The organism is Microbulbifer maximicatervae (SeqCode), assembly GCF_052467815.1.
Window position 1 is genome coordinate 2,926,583 of sequence record NZ_CP174326.1, and the last position, 17,605, is coordinate 2,944,187.

Sequence of the window (17,605 nt, forward strand, 5' to 3'; positions counted from 1 at the left end):
TCGATGCCTGTAGAAATTTCACCTGATAGCCTCGGCTATTACATTGGTTTTGAAACAGAGCCCACAGACTGGTTTGAAGTTGACCAGCAGAGAGTTGATAGCTTTGCTGAGTGCACCTTGGATCGACAGTTTATTCATGTAGACCCAGAGGCCGCCGCCAAAACGCCTTTTGGGGGAACGGTTGCCCATGGTTTTCTCTCATTGTCACTGCTGCCTTATTTTGTAGGGGCTCTACAGATAACGGTTACAGGTGCTTATATGGGGGTGAATTATGGTTTGGATAAAGTCCGCTTTATCAACCCGGTAAGGACCGGTAGCCGGGTGCGCGTCTCCGGGAAAATACTGGATATTACGGAGAAAAAAGAGTCCCAGTATCAAATTAAGCTGATGGTAACTATGGAAATAGAGGGTGAGGCGAAGCCAGCTTTAGTTGCAGAGTGGATTTTTCTACAGATTACCTAGTGGGGTCAGTATCAGGCTGGACCACCATTTTCTAAGTCGCAATGAAAGTAGTGGTTTCGATCTGTTTGAGAGTTGTTTAAGGCGAGTTTACAAAAATGTTTCTTCTTGTTTAAGGGTGTTGAGACCCATGCGAACAATATTCAAGTGAGAGGCGGGAATACCTTTTTTGTAGTACTCGCCAGTAAAGTCAAACTGTTGGACTTCGATAAATGGTGATAATAGGGTGCATCCCCAGTAGGGGTTTATACCCCACCAGCCATATTTTCCGGCGGTTCTGGGGTTTCTTTGATAGAAGTTGTAAGCCCTTTTGATATTGTCATATTTGAGTTTGAATTTTCTTTTGTCATTGATGCTGTGGGCATCAAATATCACCAGACATTGTATAGATATACCTTGGCGACCAAGTGCATTGGCGATTTTTATTGCAGCATTTCCCCCTCTGCTGTAGCCAAACAATATCGCTGCTTTTTTGCGTGAAACCCCATTTTTAAGGTAACGGTAAATAGTTAGCTTTCGTGTGTGGGAGAATATCCGCCCATGAAGTTGGTTGATTACTGACTTTAGTACTGGATTTTCCCCGGCAGAAGGACCACCGGCACCGTAGATGCCCACCACAGTGTAGTGGCTAAGTTGAGACTGTATAGGGAGTGAGAATTCGAATTGGCCGCCTGAACTTGATATCAGTTGTTTCTAGCTCCTTGAAGCCGTGCTCGATAAAATCCGGCAGTGACGCTTAGCACTTTTACGTAATTCATCGGGTAGGGATTCTTCACTTGCATCCTGCTGTTCTGCCCGCCAATAGTGGCACAAGGCAACATACTCGCCACTATTTACCTGATTGCGTAGTGCGAGCCAGGGATCTGGCGCTGGGGTAACTGCCATCACAGTTTCTTTCCAATCCCTTAGCGCCGGCTCGTACAAATGCTGCTCGGTGGAATTTGCCTTGTGAGTGAAGGCACCTAGGTGTTGGGCTGGATGAAGAAGCAATAGCAAGGCGGTTACCAAGCTACAACTTACTGTTGCACGAGAGAGTAGATGATTGACGTTTACTTTCGGCTTATAGGTTTGGGCTGTTTTATATAGATCGTCATCCAGCTGCTGCGGGGAAGTCAACGTCTCGGCTTCTTTAAAATATTGATTTTCCCAATTGCTCATAGCATTAACTCGATTACTCTTCGATAACTTCTACTTGCCAAGGTCTTCTCTCCGAACCGTATATCGCTTCGTCCAGTGCGGTTCGGGCGCGATGATATAGGGTGCGGCATTTATTGAGAGATAGCTGCTCGATATCAGCCACGGTTGCCAGTGGCAGCTTGCATTCCATATGCAGTAATAAAACATTGCGCAATTGAGAAGGTAAATTTTGAATCGCTGCGAGAATTCTATTCTGCTGTGGAGACTCTTGCGCGGATTTCTTCGAACTGGAAAATTCCTCAAGCTTGAGCAATTTATTGACTTGGATGTAAAGCCAACTTTTAAGCAGGCGCCCGTGCAATTCTGGCGGATTTTCCAAAAGACCACGCCAGAGTTTTTGCAAGAGTAAAGTGGATGAAGACGGCGCCATTTGCATACAGTAGCGATACAGAGAATCTTTATGACGGCCGTAGAGTTGACGGAACACAGCAGGTTTGCGCGACTCCTTGTAGTATTGGAATAGCGCCTCGTCAGATAGCTGGCGTAACTCTTTGAGAGACAATGTCTTGAGCCTCCGTACGCAAATTATCCCGCCTCGAACCACTGGCCGAGTATTGGTTTATGCGGCGTCAATAAAGAAGATTGTAGTATGGTTCTGCGTCGCAATTATTCTCTGGCCAGTACTTATAATTTCAGCCGATGTCACGGTACGACAGATACGAATCTTCGGGCTTGCGAAGTATAGTTGCCCCTGGTTTGAGAGGTGGTTGCTCGGGTAAGGGCCAACGCCAGATTTATCAATAAGTGATGATGCGCCTAATTAAGCCATCAAACGTCAAAAAGAGGCTTGCTCCGGCAGAGGTAGTGGCAATTGAACAGGGCCTTGCCCCGCCCGGAGGTCTGTGAGTCGCAGGCCTACCCCAAGAAGGCGGATGGGAGAAGGGCGTTTTTCTCGACACTCCTGCAGTAGCTGGCGGAATTCAGAAATACGCCCGGCACGGCTGCTGCGCTCGTGGGTGCTGGTAGTAAAATCCGCGTACTTTACTTTTACGGTGGCACCATTTACTTCGTAACGATCGCCGAGTTTTTCCAGCCGCTCCAGCAGACGCATATACAGCTCTGTCAGCTGTTCCAGCCATTCGTCAAAACTGGATAAGTCTTCGCGAAAGGTGCGCTCGACACTAACACTCTTGCGGGAGCCATCGCCGCTTACCGGGCGATCGTCAACACCACGGCAAAGGTCGTAAAGGCGGCGGCCAAATTTGCCAAACTTCTTACTCAGTTCAACTTGTGAAAAATTGCGTAAATCCGCGCAAGTGCGAATGCCTTGTCGATGCATTTTCTCTGCGGTCACCCTTCCCACGCCGTGTATTTTGTTGATAGGCAGGCGCAAAACAAATTGATCGACCTCGCTCGGCGTAATGACTGTCAATCCGTCAGGCTTCTGCCAATCACTGGCAATTTTGGCGAGGAATTTATTCGGGGCCACCCCGGCAGAAATAGTGATACCCAGGGTGTCGCGCACTCGTTGCCGGATCTCCTCAGCGATTAGGGTAGCGCTGCCGTGGCAGCGGCCACTGTCGGTGACATCCAGGAAGGCTTCGTCCAGGGATAGGGGCTCAATATCATCGCAGTAGTCGAGAAATATCTCCCGTATCTGCCCGCTGACCTCCCGGTACTTAGCCATGTTGCCGGGTACTACAATCAAGTCAGGGCACAGTTTCTTGGCCTGGGCGGTAGGCATTGCGGAGCGAACCCCATAGCTGCGGGCTTCATAGTTGCAGGTAGAGATCACTCCGCGACGGTCGCTACTGCCTCCAACGGCCAAGGGGCGTCCACGGAGATTGGGATCGTCACGCATTTCGACCGAAGCGTAGAAGCAGTCACAATCACAGTGGATAATCTTTCTCATGCTGTGATTATATACAGTGTTATGTCGTGCCAGAAAGTAATTTATGCCACTTGGACACCCGGCGATGACAGGTAGGTGAATAATGAGCAGTATTCCGTTGGTCGAGCACCCAGCTTCCGATGATGTAGCCAGGGTTTTTGCTGAGATTGATGACGAGCTGGGGGGAATCCCCAGTCTGTTCCGTGTCTACGCCCAACACCCGGGATTACTTGAGGCAAACTGGTACAAGTTTAAGACGGTGATGATTCACGGCTGTTTGTCGGCGCAGCTGAAAGAAGCTATTGGCCTGGCAGTCTCAGCCGATAACCACTGCGACTATGGCATTTACCATCACAGTATGTCCCTGCAAATGCTTGGGGTGGAAACCGATGAAGTGATGCGGATTCGCACTGACCCCAAGCATGTGCACTTTTCTGAAAAAGAGCACGCCCTGTTTGATTTGGCGCGCAATGCCAACAGCGCCCCTGATGACCATCGCGAGCACCTGATCGCCGCTGCGCGAAAGCTCGGTGCCGGTGATGATGAGATTCTTGAGGCGTTGGGCGTAATGGAGATGGTACTGGGGGCCAATCACATTGCTGAAGTGCTCAGCCTGGCGCCGACCCGAGTGCCTCACAAGAAGTAATAACAGGCGCCCTTGGGCGGCTGTTCTACTTGGGTCTGCCGAAAATCAGTGCCAGCACAAACATCACAAGGAAAATAAAGAAGAGAATCTTGGCTATTTCAGTTGCGGTCGAAGCGATGCCACTAAAGCCAAAGAAGGCGGCGATCAGCGCAATAACCAGGAAGGTGACAGCCCAGCGCAACATAAGAGGCTCCCAATAGAGTGGGGGGAGCCTTGGGCTCCCGTTCCGCTAATTGATAGAGTCCCGCTCCACAGGTTCCAAATGGTCGCCTGCTTTCATCAGGGTTAGTTGCTCCAGTGTGGCAAACTGGAAGCCCTTTTGCCTGAGTTGCGCAGTAATGAGGGGCAGGGCCTCCATTACCTGATGGTGCTGACCATACATGGGGTGAAGCAGAACCACACTTCCGTCTTTTGCCTTTTGGGATATATAGTCAGCTGCGACTTGAGCTCCGCCTGCTTGCAGTTGCTCAGTAGGATCGATATCCCAGTGAGCAATCTTGAACTGGTGATCACTTAAAAGCGTGCCCAGCTCGTCAGACATCTTTCCGTGAGGAGGGAGAAACATGGGCTTGCTGGTATAGCCATTACTTTGTAGTAGCCGACAGGTTTTTTTAATCTCTTCCTTGGCACTGCTCAAAGGCATCTGGGAAAGGTTTGTGTGTGAGTAACCATGGTTGCCTAACTGATGCCCAGCCTGAATGATTGCCTGGGTCTGTTCCGGGTACCTTTCCATTTCCTGCCCTGTAGGGAAAAAAGTGGCGGTCACTTCCAAAGACTCGAGCCGCTTTAACAGCGGTTCGGTTTTGTCGGGGGAGGGCCCCTCATCAAAAATAAGCGCTACCCATTTATCCTTGCCGGTAATTGCCTGGGCACAGATTGAAAATACAAAAAGCCAAATGCAAATAGCATTAATTATTATTTTCATTTTTTGGGGTTTCCACAGATAGAAAAAAAGCCGTCAATGACGGCTTTTTTCTTTGAACTTGTTTAGCGCTCTAGCTGGTCCAGCTTGCCCTTCTTGCCGTCCCATTCCTCGGCATCCGGTAATGGGTCTTTCTTCTCAGTAATATTGGGCCATACCTCGGCGAGTTCTGCGTTCAACTCGATAAACTCTTGCTGATCGTCCGGAACCTCATCCTCAGAGAAAATCGCGTTGGCGGGGCACTCCGGCTCACACAGGGCGCAGTCGATACACTCGTCTGGGTGAATTACCAGGAAGTTGGGGCCTTCGTAAAAACAGTCTACCGGGCAAACCTCTACACAGTCGGTGTATTTACACTTAATGCAGTTTTCCCCAATTACGAATGTCATGTTTGTCCCTCGATAGTGCCACTGAATTCTTCGTGCAGCGGATTTTATCAATTACTGGCGCGAATTGTAGTGGCTTTTCAGTCGATTTAGTTCACTGTTTATAACAGGATGAATTGGGCGACCAGGGTCGCCCGGTCTTTTACTTCAGTAACTTGCGTATAGAATAGAGCGCTTCCAGTGCCTGGCGTGGCGTCAAATCGTCTGGATCAAGCTCCTCAAGGGCATCCACGGCCGGGTGGCTCGGGCTGCCAAACAGATCTACCTGCTGAGGGGAACCAGGGCCTGCGGCCATTGGCACAGCGGCTTCTTCCGGCTCCTGCTTGGGGGCCGGCGCAGGCGCAGCGATAGGAGCTGGCACATCTACTGACTGAGCGCCGGCTTCCAATGCTGCCAAGCGCGCGCGGGCCTCGGTCAATACATCACTGGGGATACCGGCCAGTTTGGCCACCTGCAACCCGTAACTCTTAGAGGCGGGCCCTTCCTGGATGCGGTGCAGGAAGACAATTCCCTCGCCGTGCTCGGTGGCATCCAAGTGGATGTTAGCGGCTTCAGAGCACTGGTTGGGCAGGTCAGTCAGTTCAAAGTAATGGGTGGCGAACAGCGTAAAGGCGCGCACTTCCCCTGCCAGGTAGTGGGCACAGGCCCAGGCCAGGGACAGGCCGTCGTAAGTGCTGGTACCACGGCCAATCTCATCCATCAGTACCAAACTGTGCTCGGTGGCATTGCGCAGGATATTGGCGGTCTCGGTCATTTCCACCATAAAGGTAGAGCGGCCACCGGCCAGGTCATCGGCACTGCCGATGCGAGTGAAGATACGATCCAGCAAGCCGATCTGGGCACTGTCGGCGGGCACGTAACTGCCGCAGTGGGCCAACAGGGCAATCAATGCCGTCTGGCGCATATAGGTAGATTTACCGCCCATGTTCGGGCCGGTAATTACCAGCATGCGGCGGTCGTCGTGCAACTCAATATCGTTGGCCACAAAGGGCTCGTCCAATACCTGCTCCACCACCGGATGGCGCCCGCCGGTAATATGCAGGCCCGGCTCAGTGCCCAGTTCTGGGCGGCACAGTCGCAAATCGTCAGCACGCTCGGCCAAGCATGCCAGCACGTCCAGTTCGGAGATACCCGCTGCGGCGGCCTGGAGCTCTGCCAGGGACTCATTCAACTGATTGATCAGCTCTTCGTACAGCGCCTTTTCACGAGCTAGTGCGCGGCTCTTGGCGGAGAGCGCCTTGTCTTCAAACTCCTTCAGTTCGGGAGTAATGAAGCGCTCGGCATTTTTCAGGGTCTGGCGGCGAATGTATTCAGCTGGCGCCTTATCGCTTTGCCCGCGACTGATTTCAATAAAGTAGCCGTGCACCCGGTTGTAACCCACCTTAAGGGTGGGAATACCGGTGCGCTCTTTTTCCCGCTGCTCCAGTTGCACCAGGTAATCGCCGGCGTTTTCACTGATAGCGCGCAGCTCGTCCAGTTCTTCGTCGTAGCCGGTAGCAATAACGCCACCGTCGCGAATTACTACCGGAGGGTTTTCAATAATGGCATCTTGCAGCAGCTCTACGGTTTCAGGCCACTCGCCGATCTGGCTGCACAATTCATTCAATAAAGTTGCGTCAGATTCTGCCAACTGTTGCTGAATTTCTGGGAATTGAGCCAGGGACTGGCCCAGGCGAGCCAAATCGCGAGGGCGTGCAGAGCGCAGTGCCAAACGGCCCAGGATTCGCTCCATATCGCCTACAGGTTTGAGGGCATCACGCAGAGGCTCAAAGCCATAATCGGCAATTAACGCTGCGATGGCATCCTGGCGGTTGCGCAAGGTGGTCAGCTGGCGCAGGGGGTTGTTGAACCAGCGGCGCAATAAGCGGCTACCCATAGCGGTTTTACAGCTGTCGAAGACCGACAATAAGGTATTGTCATCGCCACCGTTCAGGTTCAGATCAATCTCCAGATTGCGGCGGCTGGCACCATCCAAGGCGACTGTCTCATCACCACTTTCCGTCAGCAGGCCGCGGATATGGGGCAGCTCGGTACGCTGGGTGTCCCGTGCGTATTGCAGCAGGCAGCCGGCAGCGATCACAGCACCGTGCATATGGCTACAACCAAAGGCCTCCAAGTTCATGGTGCCGAATTGCTGGTTGAGCAGACGCAAAGCGCTCTCAAGCTCGAACTCCCAAGGTGCGCGGCGGCGCACGCCCGCGCGGCGCTCGATTTCAACCGGCAGGCTAAGGTCTTCCGGCGCAAGCAGTTCAGCGGGATTGTGGCGCTGCACCTGCTCGGCGAGAGCTTCCAGAGTATCTGTTTCCTGAACCACAAAACGACCGGTTGCCAGGTCCAGCAGTGCCAGGCCAAATACATCGCCCAAGTGTGAAATAGCAGCCAGGAGGTTATCGCGGCGATCGTTGAGAAGTGCCTCGTCGGTGACCGTGCCCGGAGTAACAATACGTACTACCTGGCGCTCAACCGGCCCCTTGCTAGTGGCGGGATCACCGATTTGTTCACAGATGGCAACGGACACACCAGCTTTAATCAGCCGCGCCAAGTAGCCCTCAGCTGCATGGTAGGGAATACCGGCCATGGGGATAGGTTCCCCCCCGGACTTGCCACGGGCAGTAAGGGTGACATCCAACAGCTCAGCCGCCTTCTTGGCATCATCAAAGAACAGCTCGTAAAAGTCCCCCATGCGGTAGAACACCAGCTCTTGGGGGTGCTGGGCCTTGATGCGCATGTATTGCTGCATCATGGGGGTGTGTTCGGGTTTCGCGGCCTTGGTCTTGTTTGCGGTTTTTGGCATTTTTTCTAAGAAAATCAGTAAGTTACAAAAGTGTTTGCAAACCCCAAGAGCCCCGCAGGAGTGGCGGCCGGCTCAGATTGGGGTAGGGGGCAGGTTTCCTCGGGGGCTTAATAAGCAGAAGCATTCGATCAAATAATGAACGTCAAGCCCAAACCTGATGTTCTTGAAGCATGCAATCGGGATAGATCTGAACAGAAAGGTCCAGGCCAAAGTTCGAAGGGCTTCTTTATAGGGGGCGCAGAATAGCAGAGTGGGGGGCAAACCACTATGGATGGCTTATCAACTGCAAGTGGAATGGCTAGCAGCGACCCTGTGATTTTATGAGAGCCTTGTAGGGACGCGGGACGTTTTCGTCTTTGAGGTAAGGACCGTCACTTTTCTTTGCTCTAGTGAGTCTGCTGCTGATCTCAACAAAAAAGATTCCTGACTCAGTAAGGTCGAGTACTAAGCAAGCCAATTCTTTACGCGGCAGCGCACCCCTCCAGCTGGGACATGTGTACATAGTAGGCTGATGAAATACAGCACTGATAACTAAGTCCTGCTTCGTATATCAGAATTCAAAAGACGCTGCTCCTATTTCTGGGGAAAATTCTATAACTTGTTGATTTTTAAAGGATGTGAAAAATGATATAAAGCAGGGAGAGCGCGGAATTATAAAGACGCTGCTTTATATCTACCTGCTGAATTGCATGCCGCTCAATGTAGAGTTTTGATTTTGTTGGGTTTTTAAGCTGGCTTTGATTGAGGGCGATGGAATTATATAGAAGGGTGATATATAGACGCTGCTTTTGAATTAACTGTTAAGGCTCACAAGTGAACAACATTAAGTCGATAATTAGCTTGGTTAGTCTTGGTGTTATTGCCATATTGATTTGGCTGTTCTTTTCAGCAGCTCAATCATTTAGGAAAGATCACTACAAAGGAATTTTGGAATTCGGCTTTGAAGTGAGAGCATTTAGGGTCTGTGAAGGTGGTCAATCGCTCTGGGTTTCTAGAGGTGTTGTTGATAAATTCAAGAAAAAATATGAGCCGAATGGCCTTCTTTATTACCCTCCGCTCTACGTTGAGATGAAAGCGGCCCTGTCTAAGAAGGGAAGATATGGGTATGGCGGGATATACGAATATGAAATCGTACCGGTAGAAATTATAGAACTCACAGATATAGTGCCTCCGGAGTGCGAATGACTACTGTAGGCCTTAACAAGTTGCGGCACAATCACCGCTGCGCGGTTGGACAACCAAACCTTTGGTTTGTCTGCCTGTGCGCAAAGCGTTAAGTTTACGCGACATATGAGAACAATAATTTTACTTGCTGCGCTTGTTTATTCTTTAGCTGCAAACGGAGAAAGTGACTTGAAATGGCCTTTTGATCAAGCTGAAAATGTAGCTGCGATTACAACAAAACAGGTTGTGCAATCATCACTCCCCATATTAATGGTCGTACATTACGAGGACGACGATTCCTGGGCGTTCACTTGCGGCACAACCAATAAATCAGAGGATCTTATGATCGTAGGGATGGGTGAAATCGTAAACCTTGATTCTACGCTATATTCTATTGCTGATTTACCGCCGGGTTGGAGTGCTGTACGTGAATCAGTGGGTTCAGAATGGGTACGTACAAAAGATGAATAAACTTAACAATTTTGTCCAGTTGACGTTTTGGTTTACGCTCCGTTTTGGGGTGGCTTCGCCACTCTACCCCAAAACTCCACTACAACCAAAACGCAACTGACAAAGGCGTTAAGTGTCCCGAGAAATAAACTATGAGCATTGAAATCAGGCATAGCAAGAAAGAAGATATTCCGGAAATTCGAGATATTTATGCTCAATCATCATGCTATGCGGGAACACTGCAGTTGCCTTATCCATCACTTGATAAGTGGGAAAAATTTCTTGGAAATGTACCCGAAAATTTCTACAGCTTAGTTGCGGTCGTAGATGGAAAAGTGGTTGGTCAAATAGGAATGGAGGTGTTTGCCAACCCGCGAAGGAAACATGTCTCGAATATGGGTATGGCGGTATGTGAGGAGCATCAGAAAATCGGTGTTGGTTCTAGTCTTCTTGAGGCTATGTTAAACCTAGCCATAAACTGGCTGGCAATTCGCCGCATTGAGTTAGAAGTTTATACCGACAATGAGCATGCAATAGGTCTGTATGAGAAGTTCGGTTTTAAAGTAGAGGGGACTGCTAAGGCCTACGCCTTCAGAGGCGGGGAGTACGCGGATGTCCATCTCATGGCCAAGGTTACCTAGCGTAATTCCACTTAACAAACAGCGGCAGAGCGACAGCCAGCACTACGCGCCTTTTGTGTTACTCGCTGTCGCTCAAACATTAACACAAAAGGCGCTCCGCTTCGGCTGCCCTTGCTGGCAACGTTATACCTAGGCAATGAACGAAGAAACACTAAAATTTATTGAAGAGCGGCACCTTGTTTCGTATATGAACAAAACAAAGTGGCGAGAACTCGCTAATGCCATTACAAGTAACAGTGATTTCGAACCTCAAGTAAGGCTTAAATATCTACGAGACTTAGAGGCAATGCCTGGGTTTTCGCTGCTTGATTGGGAATGGGTTCGCTACGGTCAATCTAGCTGTATCGAGTGGATGGATATTGACCCATTCAAAAGAGAGCGAAGGGGCAATCTTTTGAGTGATAGAATTACTGACTTCAGTGGCTTTATAGCAACTGTTCTAAAAAAGTACAATATCCCATACTCCTTAGAAAATGGGTGTTACAGGGTATGGGGATATGCAGACCAGCAACCAGTTTTCGTATAACAAACGCAAGCACTCGGACCCGTTTTCCGCTGCGCTCAAAACGGCCCGGTGTTGCGGGCGTTATGCAACTGAGGCCTTATGAAAGACGAATACATATTTTTGGCCCTCGCTATAGGGGTTACAGCACCTTGGCTGCTGAGGCTTTTTCTTAAGCATTGGGCTTTCAACGCGGTGTTGTTCTTAAGCGCCTTTGTTTTGGCTATGAACTACGGGCTGTGGGGTTACAGAGAATCGATGTTCGGAGAAATGGTTTCATCGGGCATGCTCACTGAAGATGATATCTGGCGGGTTTACCTATCGTGGTTTTTAAAAGGTTTTCTTACTGCTTCGGGCACTATCTTTGGTATGTCCATATTTGGTAATTATCGAAAAGAGAAAGGTGAAAATTCAAATGCATAACAAAGCTAGGCAAGTTCGCGCTTCGCGCTGGACCTCGTCGCTTAGGCTCCTCGGCCCTTGCTAGCGGCGTTATGTGTAAATCATGAATACTGAACTTCTAAAAATCATCTCCGACTTCAAAGAAAAAGTTGAAGAGGCCAATGAGCTACTTAAGAGGTATCTTGAGATTGATGAACCTCATAATTGGGGGCCGCCTATTGAGCAGGTTGGCATGCTTGGAGGGAAGCATAAGTACTTTTTCCACGGTATTGGCTGTACAGTTCATATCAGTAAAAAAGACATTGTTGACTTCGACTATGGAGCCAATGGTCGTATTGATGGTTTCGATGAGTGGAGACTATGTGGCTTCGTTCGTACTCGTAGCAAGCAATATCCCAATGTAAAAGAAAGTAATATTAAACAATGGTTTCAAGAGGCTATTGAAGCCAAAGAAATAAAGAAAGCGGATCCGAGAGAATATGGCAATTTGTACTATCTCGTGCAAAACACATAACAAAGCAAGGCAAAATCGCCCTGCGGGCTGGACGCGCTAACGCGCGCCTTTGCTTGCGGCGTGTGTGCCAGGCATGGCATTTAACTAGAGAGGTGAAAGTCCTCTTACCAGGTATTCGTGGAGCCGAAGGTTAGCGAAAGGGCAAGGTTAATATCGCGAGGTATTGGCTGGAGGAAGCCCAACGCAAATTCACGGGGTGATGAACAAGAACTGGATATGAGGTGTGACGCAGGTGGAGCCAGTGGGCACGTGACCATAAAGCTCTCCATCCACAACTGGCCTGCGTTTTATAAATCCAGCATCTACGTGAAGAAAGTTAAATGTCTTACCCTGGGAGGTCTATGGGTTGTTAATGGAATAACTGAAAACTGAGAGATTGGTTTTGACCGACCCATAGAAGTCAGCAGAGGGCATAGTAGGTAGATTTCGTGCTACTGAAGGCCTGAACAATTCTGGACAGTATTATTAATGCAGAGCTTGATGACTGCATCTGACAAGTAACTTAGTTGCCAGGAAAAAAAAATATTTTTTTCTGGATGAACATCAAACTGGAAACTTAATCATACATTGTCCAATTTCCCATCTCTTTTAATGCAGCGAATTCTAGATAGGAATAATCTGTTTCGAGCATTACAACAAGTTTCTCGTAACCAGGGTGCGCCAGGTCTCGATGGTATGACGGTAAAACAGTTGCCGGAACATCTTAAGCAGACTTGGATTGCTACCCGACAAAAGGTGTTAAGTAGTAGCTATCGTCCTCAACCGGTGAAACGCGTCTTTATACCAAAAGGCAATGGAGGTCTGCGTCCATTGGGTATACCCACTGTGCAAGATAGGTTGATCCAGCAAGCTATCGCACAGATACTCAGTGAGCAATGGGAACCAAAGTTTCATGCTCTTAGTTTTGGTTTTAGACCAAATCGATCAGCGCACCAGGCGATTAGACAGGTCCAAAACTTTGTCCGGCAAGGAAAGCGCTGGACGATCGATATGGACTTGAAATCCTTCTTTGATGAAGTGAATCATGACAAGCTCATGCTAACACTGAAGCAAAGCGGAATACCGGCTGATGTGCTGGGATTGATAAACCGATACCTAAAAGCGCCAACGGTAGTCGATGGCAAGGTAATAGCTACAACAAAAGGCGTCCCGCAAGGTGGGCCGTTATCTCCGCTTCTAGCGAATATTGTGCTTAATGAACTGGACTGGGAGCTGCACAAGCGGCAACTCAGTTTTGTACGATATGCCGATGATTTTCAAATTCTGGTGGGAAGTCGTCGGTCTGCAGAGCGGATAAAAGTAAGCCTTACGCATTTCATCAAATGTAAGCTGAAGCTCACAGTAAATACTGAGAAGAGTGCAGAGGATCGCTTCTGGAAGCGGAGCTTTCTAGGATTTAGACTGCTGAAGAAGGATGCCCGGATAAAGGTATCAGAATCATCGGTTAATAAATTGAAGGCAAAGATCAGAATGATCACCCGCCGAACACGAGGCCGCAAGTTTACTCAGATCATAGAAGAGTTAAAGAAGTCCCTGCTTGGTTGGAAAGCGTACTTTGACATCAGTGAAGTACTGAGCCCTCTGAAAGATCTGGACAAGTGGATAAGGCGGAAGTTGCGATGTTATTTATGGAAGCAATGGGGACGTAGTGGTTACCGCAGATTAAGAAGGCTGGGTGTTGATCGCTTTTTAGCGTGGAACACGGCCAAATCAGCGCATGGACCATGGAGGCTAAGCAAAAGTCCTGCCCTTTACAGAGCATTGCCAAATAGATACTTTAGGAACTTGGGGCTGCCGGAATTGGCAGATAGGAAAGGGAATAGAATTGAACCGCCATGGTACGTGACCCGTATGCCTGGTGGTGTGGGAGGAGAGGCATCGTGAGGTGCCTCCCTATCCCGATGTGTGCCAGGCATGGCATTTAACTAGAGAGGTGAAAGTCCTCTTACCAGGTATTCGTGGAGCCGAAGGTTAGCGAAAGGGCAAGGTTAATATCGCGAGGTATTGGCTGGAGGAAGCCCAACGCAAATTCACGGGGTGATGAACAAGAACTGGATATGAGGTGTGACGTAGGCGGAGCCAGTGGGCACGTGACCATAAAGCTCTCCATCCACAATTGGCCTACGTTTTATAAATCCAGCATCTACGTGAAGAAAGCTAAATGTCTTACCCTGGGAGGTCTATGGGTTGTTAATGGAGTAACTGAAAACTGAGAGATTGGTTTTGACCGATCCATAGAAGTCAGCAGAAGGCATAGTAGGTAGATTTCGTGCTACTGAAGGCCTGAACAATTCTGGACAGTATTATTAATGCAGAGCTTGATGACTGCATCTGACAAGTAACTTAGTTACCAGAGAAAAAAAAATTTTTTTTCTGGGTGAACATCAAACTGGAAACTTAATCATACATTGTCCAATTTCCCATCTCTTTTAATGCAGCGAATTCTAGATAGGAATAATCTGTTTCGAGCATTACAACAAGTTTCTCGTAACCAGGGTGCACCAGGTCTCGATGGTATGACGGTAAAACAGTTGCCGGAACATCTTAAGCAGACCTGGATTGCTACCCGACAAAAGGTGCTAAGTGGTAGCTATCGCCCTCAACCGGTGAAACGCGTCTTTATACCAAAAGGCAATGGAGGCCTGCGTCCATTGGGTATACCAACGGTGCAAGATAGATTGATCCAGCAAGCTATCGCACAGATGCTCAGTGAGCAATGGGAGCTGAAGTTTCATGCTCTTAGTTTTGGTTTTAGACCAAATCGATCGGCACACCAGGCGATTAGACAGGTCCAAAACTTTGTCCGGCAAGGAAAGCGCTGGACGATCGATATGGACTTGAAATCCTTCTTTGATGAAGTGAATCATGACAAGCTCATGCTAACACTGAAGCAAAGCGGAATACCGGCTGATGTGCTGGGGTTGATAAACCGATACCTAAAAGCGCCAACGGTAGTCGATGGCAAGGTAATAGCTACAACAAAAGGCGTCCCGCAAGGTGGGCCGTTATCTCCGCTTCTAGCGAATATTGTGCTTAATGAACTGGACTGGGAGCTGCACAAGCGGCAACTCAGTTTTGTACGATATGCCGATGATTTTCAAATTCTGGTGGGAAGTCGTCGGTCTGCAGAGCGGATAAAAGTAAGCCTTACGCACTTCATCAAATGTAAGCTGAAGCTCACAGTAAATACTGAGAAGAGTGCAGAGGATCACTTCTGGAAGCGGAGCTTTCTAGGATTTAGATTGCTGAAGAAGGATGCCCGGATAAAGGTATCAGAATCATCGATTAATAAATTGAAGGCAAAGATCAGAATGGTCACCCGCCGAACACGAGGCCGCAAGTTTACTCAGATCATAGAAGAGTTAAAGAAGTCCCTGCTTGGTTGGAAAGCGTACTTTGACATCAGTGAAGTACTGAGCCCTCTGAAAGATCTGGACAAGTGGATAAGGCGGAAGTTGCGATGTTATTTATGGAAGCAATGGGGACGTAGTGGTTACCGCAGATTAAGAAGGCTGGGTGTTGATCGCTTTTTAGCGTGGAACACGGCCAAATCAGCGCATGGACCATGGAGGCTAAGCAAAAGTCCTGCCCTTTACAGAGCATTGCCAAATAGATACTTTAGGAACTTGGGGCTGCCGGAATTGGCAGATAGGAAGGGGAATAGAATTGAACCGCCATGGTACGTGACCCGTATGCCTGGTGGTGTGGGAGGAGGGGCATCGTGAGGTGCCTCCCTATCCCGATTATGTTCTCACAAGAATTTAAGTATGGATGAAATCGTTTGGCTTAAGAGGATTGAGCCTTTTAAATACACGAGCAAACCATTCCACTATAAAAAGTCGAATTGGTGCAATATTCAAAAACGTCAATTCCGCTCATATATTGTTCGCATATCAATGAGAGAGCGTCGTAGCTACCCAGGACCAGTTCGTAGTTACTGGCGCCAATTACGATTTGAGGCCATAAAATATTTCGAGTCTAAGTGGGGTGAAGTGCCTCAGGCTATTCGGGGTAGGCATGTTCCACCAAACTCCGTACTATTTAAATCAGAAGGTTGGTCGCAATGGGCAAGATCTTAGACATAAATCGGGTAGCCGGTAGTTTCTAGCTACCGGCCCCCACACCACCCATCGTGCGGGTCCGCAATGGGCGGTTCCCTATCCGTAATGAATCTCTACCCAACGATCTCGCAATGAAATCAACCCCATCTCTTCGAAGAACTCATTATTGAGCGCAATATGAATACCCTCAGTTTTTGCGCTTCGCCAGTAACTTTTACCGGACGAGCCGCAGGTAACTGACAGCGATTCACTCACACCCATACGCAGTAAATTTCGAACTTTCGTTCTCACTCTGCGCCAATTCTTCCAATAGCTCATTCTTAATCGCCGTCGTATCCAGCAGTCTAGATCTATACATTTTTGATAGCCTTGCGCTATCCCAAAATAGTTGATCCAACCACGGAGGTATACGGTAAGTTCTTTCAGCTTCTTTTCCATAGAGATACCACGAGATCGCCCTGTAATCTGGCGGACGCAGTATTTAAGTTGGAGCAGGGACTTATCATGCCAGACAAGCTTTGCCCCCCGAAAAGAGAAGCCTAGGAACTTACAACGGCTGACAGGAACCACTTGGCTTTTAGTATCGTTAACTTTGAGCTTAAGCTTGCGCTCAACAAAGCGTTTAATACTCGCCATAACCCGTTCACCCGCGCGTTTAGAGGAAACCACAATCACAAAATCGTCCGCATAGCGGACGAAATTGTGTCGGCGTTTTTTCCAGCTCTTTGTCGAGCAGGTCGAGTACAATATTGGACAGCAGCGGCGATAAAGGGCCACCTTGTGGCACCCCCTCATGACAGGCTTTCCAGCATCCATCTTCTACACTTCCTGCACGCAAGTAGCTTGCGATCAGTTTGAGTAAGCGCTTATCGCTGATTCTTTGGCCAAGTAAATTCATGAGGAAATCATGATTTACCCGGTCGAAGAATTTAGATAAATCGACATCCACTGCTATTCGTTTCCCTCCCTCGATATACTTTCGCAGCTTTTTCACCGCATGATGCTGCGATCGCTTTGGGCGGAACCCATAGCTGAACTCCGAAAAGGTTTTATCGAATCTGGGACCGATGATTTGGGCGATAGCCTACTGAATAACACGATCAAAGATCGTAGGTATCCCGAGACCACGCTGGCCACCATCTGGCTTGCGAATGTAGACGCGCCTGACGGGAAGCGGCTGGTAATGACCCTGTCGAATGGTCTCGATGAGGTCGTCGCCAACTGCCTTAAAGTGCTGCACAAAATTATCAACAGTAATCCCGTCAATGCCTGCGGTACCTTTGTTGCTTCGCACGTGTTTCCATGCAGCATTAAGATTTTCTTTGCTGAGGATGGCTTCAAGCAGATTTTCATTTGAGTTGAGTGTCATGGAAGTGCGCTACATCAACTTTAACCGACTGGAAACATATCTGTAGGCTAGCCCTGTCTTTCAACTCGTGGATTTAGGTTCAGGCCTTCACCGTATCCAAGGTATTAATCTTGGCATTTGGCTACTATGCCGTCGGCTGACTTCTGTTTAATCACCTTGATCATTACTGACCAAGGCGCCGCTGTGTTCCACCAATTTTGTTTACCCCCGCGATGGTGGGGCCTACTTATGAGTCAGCGGCCACGCTGACAGCTTCACAGCGGCAAG

Annotated in this window: 21 protein-coding genes; 10 read left to right on the forward strand and 11 right to left on the reverse strand. The window is 48.8% G+C overall.

Features of this window, described 5'->3' with window-relative positions; translation table 11 throughout:
* Nucleotides 1-3 precede the first annotated feature (3 nt).
* Nucleotides 4-462 (forward strand): MaoC family dehydratase, encoded by a 459-nt coding sequence (locus tag ACJJIW_RS12695; RefSeq protein ID WP_444935364.1) that lies wholly within the window; start codon nucleotides 4-6, stop codon nucleotides 460-462.
* 87 nt (nucleotides 463-549) lie between these two features.
* Here the strand turns inward: ACJJIW_RS12695 and ACJJIW_RS12700 are convergent, their stop codons facing one another.
* The 4 genes from ACJJIW_RS12700 to dinB form a co-directional block, all read right to left on the reverse strand.
* Nucleotides 550-1,074 (reverse strand): hypothetical protein, encoded by a 525-nt coding sequence (locus tag ACJJIW_RS12700; protein ID WP_444935365.1) that lies wholly within the window; start codon nucleotides 1,072-1,074, stop codon nucleotides 550-552.
* A gap of 78 nt (nucleotides 1,075-1,152) precedes the next feature.
* Complete coding sequence (locus ACJJIW_RS12705; RefSeq protein ID WP_444898121.1) at nucleotides 1,153-1,617, reverse strand: hypothetical protein; 465 nt, start codon at nucleotides 1,615-1,617, stop codon at nucleotides 1,153-1,155.
* 13 nt (nucleotides 1,618-1,630) lie between these two features.
* The gene (locus tag ACJJIW_RS12710; RefSeq protein WP_444912463.1) at nucleotides 1,631-2,158 is read right to left on the reverse strand and encodes an RNA polymerase sigma factor; all 528 of its coding nucleotides are present in this window, start codon (nucleotides 2,156-2,158) and stop codon (nucleotides 1,631-1,633) included.
* A gap of 273 nt (nucleotides 2,159-2,431) precedes the next feature.
* Nucleotides 2,432-3,508 carry a DNA polymerase IV gene (dinB, locus tag ACJJIW_RS12715; RefSeq protein WP_444912464.1) on the reverse strand — a complete coding sequence of 359 codons (1,077 nt, stop codon included), beginning with the start codon at nucleotides 3,506-3,508 and terminating at the stop codon, nucleotides 2,432-2,434.
* Nucleotides 3,509-3,590: 82 nt separating this feature from the next.
* Between dinB and ACJJIW_RS12720 the strand changes: the two genes are divergently transcribed.
* A complete protein-coding gene (locus ACJJIW_RS12720; RefSeq protein ID WP_413664916.1) occupies nucleotides 3,591-4,133 on the forward strand; it encodes a carboxymuconolactone decarboxylase family protein in 543 nt (180 codons plus the stop codon).
* A 25-nt stretch (nucleotides 4,134-4,158) separates the two neighbouring features.
* Here ACJJIW_RS12720 and ACJJIW_RS12725 read toward each other — a convergent pair whose 3' ends face one another.
* The 4 genes from ACJJIW_RS12725 to mutS form a co-directional block, all read right to left on the reverse strand.
* Entirely contained in the window at nucleotides 4,159-4,317 is a 159-nt protein-coding gene (locus ACJJIW_RS12725) for a DUF1328 domain-containing protein (RefSeq protein ID WP_282931841.1), read from the reverse strand.
* Nucleotides 4,318-4,362: 45 nt separating this feature from the next.
* The gene (locus ACJJIW_RS12730; protein ID WP_282931842.1) at nucleotides 4,363-5,058 is read right to left on the reverse strand and encodes a polysaccharide deacetylase family protein; all 696 of its coding nucleotides are present in this window, start codon (nucleotides 5,056-5,058) and stop codon (nucleotides 4,363-4,365) included.
* Between the two features lie 62 nt (nucleotides 5,059-5,120).
* Nucleotides 5,121-5,444, reverse strand: coding sequence for a ferredoxin FdxA (gene fdxA, locus ACJJIW_RS12735; protein ID WP_108732342.1), 324 nt, complete (start codon nucleotides 5,442-5,444; stop codon nucleotides 5,121-5,123).
* Between the two features lie 139 nt (nucleotides 5,445-5,583).
* Nucleotides 5,584-8,235 (reverse strand): DNA mismatch repair protein MutS, encoded by a 2,652-nt coding sequence (mutS, locus tag ACJJIW_RS12740; protein WP_444935366.1) that lies wholly within the window; start codon nucleotides 8,233-8,235, stop codon nucleotides 5,584-5,586.
* Between the two features lie 813 nt (nucleotides 8,236-9,048).
* On the opposite strand from mutS, the gene ACJJIW_RS12745 reads away from it, so the two are divergent.
* The 8 genes from ACJJIW_RS12745 to ltrA (ACJJIW_RS12780) all read left to right on the forward strand — a co-directional run bounded on the left by ACJJIW_RS12745 (nucleotide 9,049) and on the right by ltrA (ACJJIW_RS12780) (nucleotide 15,633).
* Entirely contained in the window at nucleotides 9,049-9,420 is a 372-nt protein-coding gene (locus ACJJIW_RS12745) for a hypothetical protein (protein ID WP_444935367.1), read from the forward strand.
* A 105-nt stretch (nucleotides 9,421-9,525) separates the two neighbouring features.
* The gene (locus ACJJIW_RS12750) at nucleotides 9,526-9,870 is read left to right on the forward strand and encodes a hypothetical protein (RefSeq protein ID WP_444935368.1); all 345 of its coding nucleotides are present in this window, start codon (nucleotides 9,526-9,528) and stop codon (nucleotides 9,868-9,870) included.
* 131 nt (nucleotides 9,871-10,001) lie between these two features.
* The gene (locus ACJJIW_RS12755) at nucleotides 10,002-10,490 is read left to right on the forward strand and encodes a GNAT family N-acetyltransferase (RefSeq protein WP_444935369.1); all 489 of its coding nucleotides are present in this window, start codon (nucleotides 10,002-10,004) and stop codon (nucleotides 10,488-10,490) included.
* 136 nt (nucleotides 10,491-10,626) lie between these two features.
* Nucleotides 10,627-11,016 (forward strand): DUF6678 family protein, encoded by a 390-nt coding sequence (locus ACJJIW_RS12760; protein WP_413662489.1) that lies wholly within the window; start codon nucleotides 10,627-10,629, stop codon nucleotides 11,014-11,016.
* Nucleotides 11,017-11,094: 78 nt separating this feature from the next.
* Entirely contained in the window at nucleotides 11,095-11,415 is a 321-nt protein-coding gene (locus tag ACJJIW_RS12765; protein WP_444935370.1) for a hypothetical protein, read from the forward strand.
* An 82-nt stretch (nucleotides 11,416-11,497) separates the two neighbouring features.
* Nucleotides 11,498-11,908: a DUF6896 domain-containing protein gene (locus ACJJIW_RS12770; protein WP_444935371.1), complete on the forward strand. Its 411-nt coding sequence runs from the start codon at nucleotides 11,498-11,500 to the stop codon at nucleotides 11,906-11,908.
* A 591-nt stretch (nucleotides 11,909-12,499) separates the two neighbouring features.
* The gene (ltrA, locus tag ACJJIW_RS12775) at nucleotides 12,500-13,792 is read left to right on the forward strand and encodes a group II intron reverse transcriptase/maturase (protein WP_444935372.1); all 1,293 of its coding nucleotides are present in this window, start codon (nucleotides 12,500-12,502) and stop codon (nucleotides 13,790-13,792) included.
* A gap of 548 nt (nucleotides 13,793-14,340) precedes the next feature.
* Nucleotides 14,341-15,633 (forward strand): group II intron reverse transcriptase/maturase, encoded by a 1,293-nt coding sequence (ltrA, locus tag ACJJIW_RS12780; RefSeq protein ID WP_444935373.1) that lies wholly within the window; start codon nucleotides 14,341-14,343, stop codon nucleotides 15,631-15,633.
* A gap of 432 nt (nucleotides 15,634-16,065) precedes the next feature.
* Here the strand turns inward: ltrA (ACJJIW_RS12780) and ACJJIW_RS12785 are convergent, their stop codons facing one another.
* The 3 genes from ACJJIW_RS12785 to ACJJIW_RS12795 are packed head-to-tail and all read right to left on the reverse strand — an operon-like array spanning nucleotide 16,066 to nucleotide 17,263.
* A complete protein-coding gene (locus ACJJIW_RS12785) occupies nucleotides 16,066-16,644 on the reverse strand; it encodes a group II intron maturase-specific domain-containing protein (RefSeq protein ID WP_444935374.1) in 579 nt (192 codons plus the stop codon).
* Nucleotides 16,625-17,050 carry a reverse transcriptase domain-containing protein gene (locus ACJJIW_RS12790; RefSeq protein WP_444937365.1) on the reverse strand — a complete coding sequence of 142 codons (426 nt, stop codon included), beginning with the start codon at nucleotides 17,048-17,050 and terminating at the stop codon, nucleotides 16,625-16,627. The genes ACJJIW_RS12785 and ACJJIW_RS12790 overlap by 20 nt, the downstream gene beginning before the upstream one ends.
* Before the next feature lie 3 nt (nucleotides 17,051-17,053).
* The gene (locus ACJJIW_RS12795; protein WP_444935375.1) at nucleotides 17,054-17,263 is read right to left on the reverse strand and encodes a hypothetical protein; all 210 of its coding nucleotides are present in this window, start codon (nucleotides 17,261-17,263) and stop codon (nucleotides 17,054-17,056) included.
* Nucleotides 17,264-17,605 lie beyond the last annotated feature (342 nt).

Bases quoted from the DNA above. Each gene is read 5' to 3' on its own strand.
- ACJJIW_RS12695 (WP_444935364.1), top strand. From the start codon at position 4: ATGCCTGTAGAAATTTCACCTGATAGCCTCGGCTATTACATTGGTTTT.
- ACJJIW_RS12705 (WP_444898121.1), bottom strand. From the start codon at position 1,617: ATGAGCAATTGGGAAAATCAATATTTTAAAGAAGCCGAGACGTTGACT.
- dinB (WP_444912464.1), bottom strand. From the start codon at position 3,508: ATGAGAAAGATTATCCACTGTGATTGTGACTGCTTCTACGCTTCGGTC.
- ACJJIW_RS12720 (WP_413664916.1), top strand. From the start codon at position 3,591: ATGAGCAGTATTCCGTTGGTCGAGCACCCAGCTTCCGATGATGTAGCC.
- ACJJIW_RS12725 (WP_282931841.1), bottom strand. From the start codon at position 4,317: ATGTTGCGCTGGGCTGTCACCTTCCTGGTTATTGCGCTGATCGCCGCC.
- ACJJIW_RS12730 (WP_282931842.1), bottom strand. From the start codon at position 5,058: ATGAAAATAATAATTAATGCTATTTGCATTTGGCTTTTTGTATTTTCA.
- fdxA (WP_108732342.1), bottom strand. From the start codon at position 5,444: ATGACATTCGTAATTGGGGAAAACTGCATTAAGTGTAAATACACCGAC.
- mutS (WP_444935366.1), bottom strand. From the start codon at position 8,235: ATGCCAAAAACCGCAAACAAGACCAAGGCCGCGAAACCCGAACACACC.
- ACJJIW_RS12750 (WP_444935368.1), top strand. From the start codon at position 9,526: ATGAGAACAATAATTTTACTTGCTGCGCTTGTTTATTCTTTAGCTGCA.
- ACJJIW_RS12755 (WP_444935369.1), top strand. From the start codon at position 10,002: ATGAGCATTGAAATCAGGCATAGCAAGAAAGAAGATATTCCGGAAATT.
- ACJJIW_RS12760 (WP_413662489.1), top strand. From the start codon at position 10,627: ATGAACGAAGAAACACTAAAATTTATTGAAGAGCGGCACCTTGTTTCG.
- ACJJIW_RS12765 (WP_444935370.1), top strand. From the start codon at position 11,095: ATGAAAGACGAATACATATTTTTGGCCCTCGCTATAGGGGTTACAGCA.
- ACJJIW_RS12770 (WP_444935371.1), top strand. From the start codon at position 11,498: ATGAATACTGAACTTCTAAAAATCATCTCCGACTTCAAAGAAAAAGTT.
- ltrA (WP_444935372.1), top strand. From the start codon at position 12,500: ATGCAGCGAATTCTAGATAGGAATAATCTGTTTCGAGCATTACAACAA.
- ltrA (WP_444935373.1), top strand. From the start codon at position 14,341: ATGCAGCGAATTCTAGATAGGAATAATCTGTTTCGAGCATTACAACAA.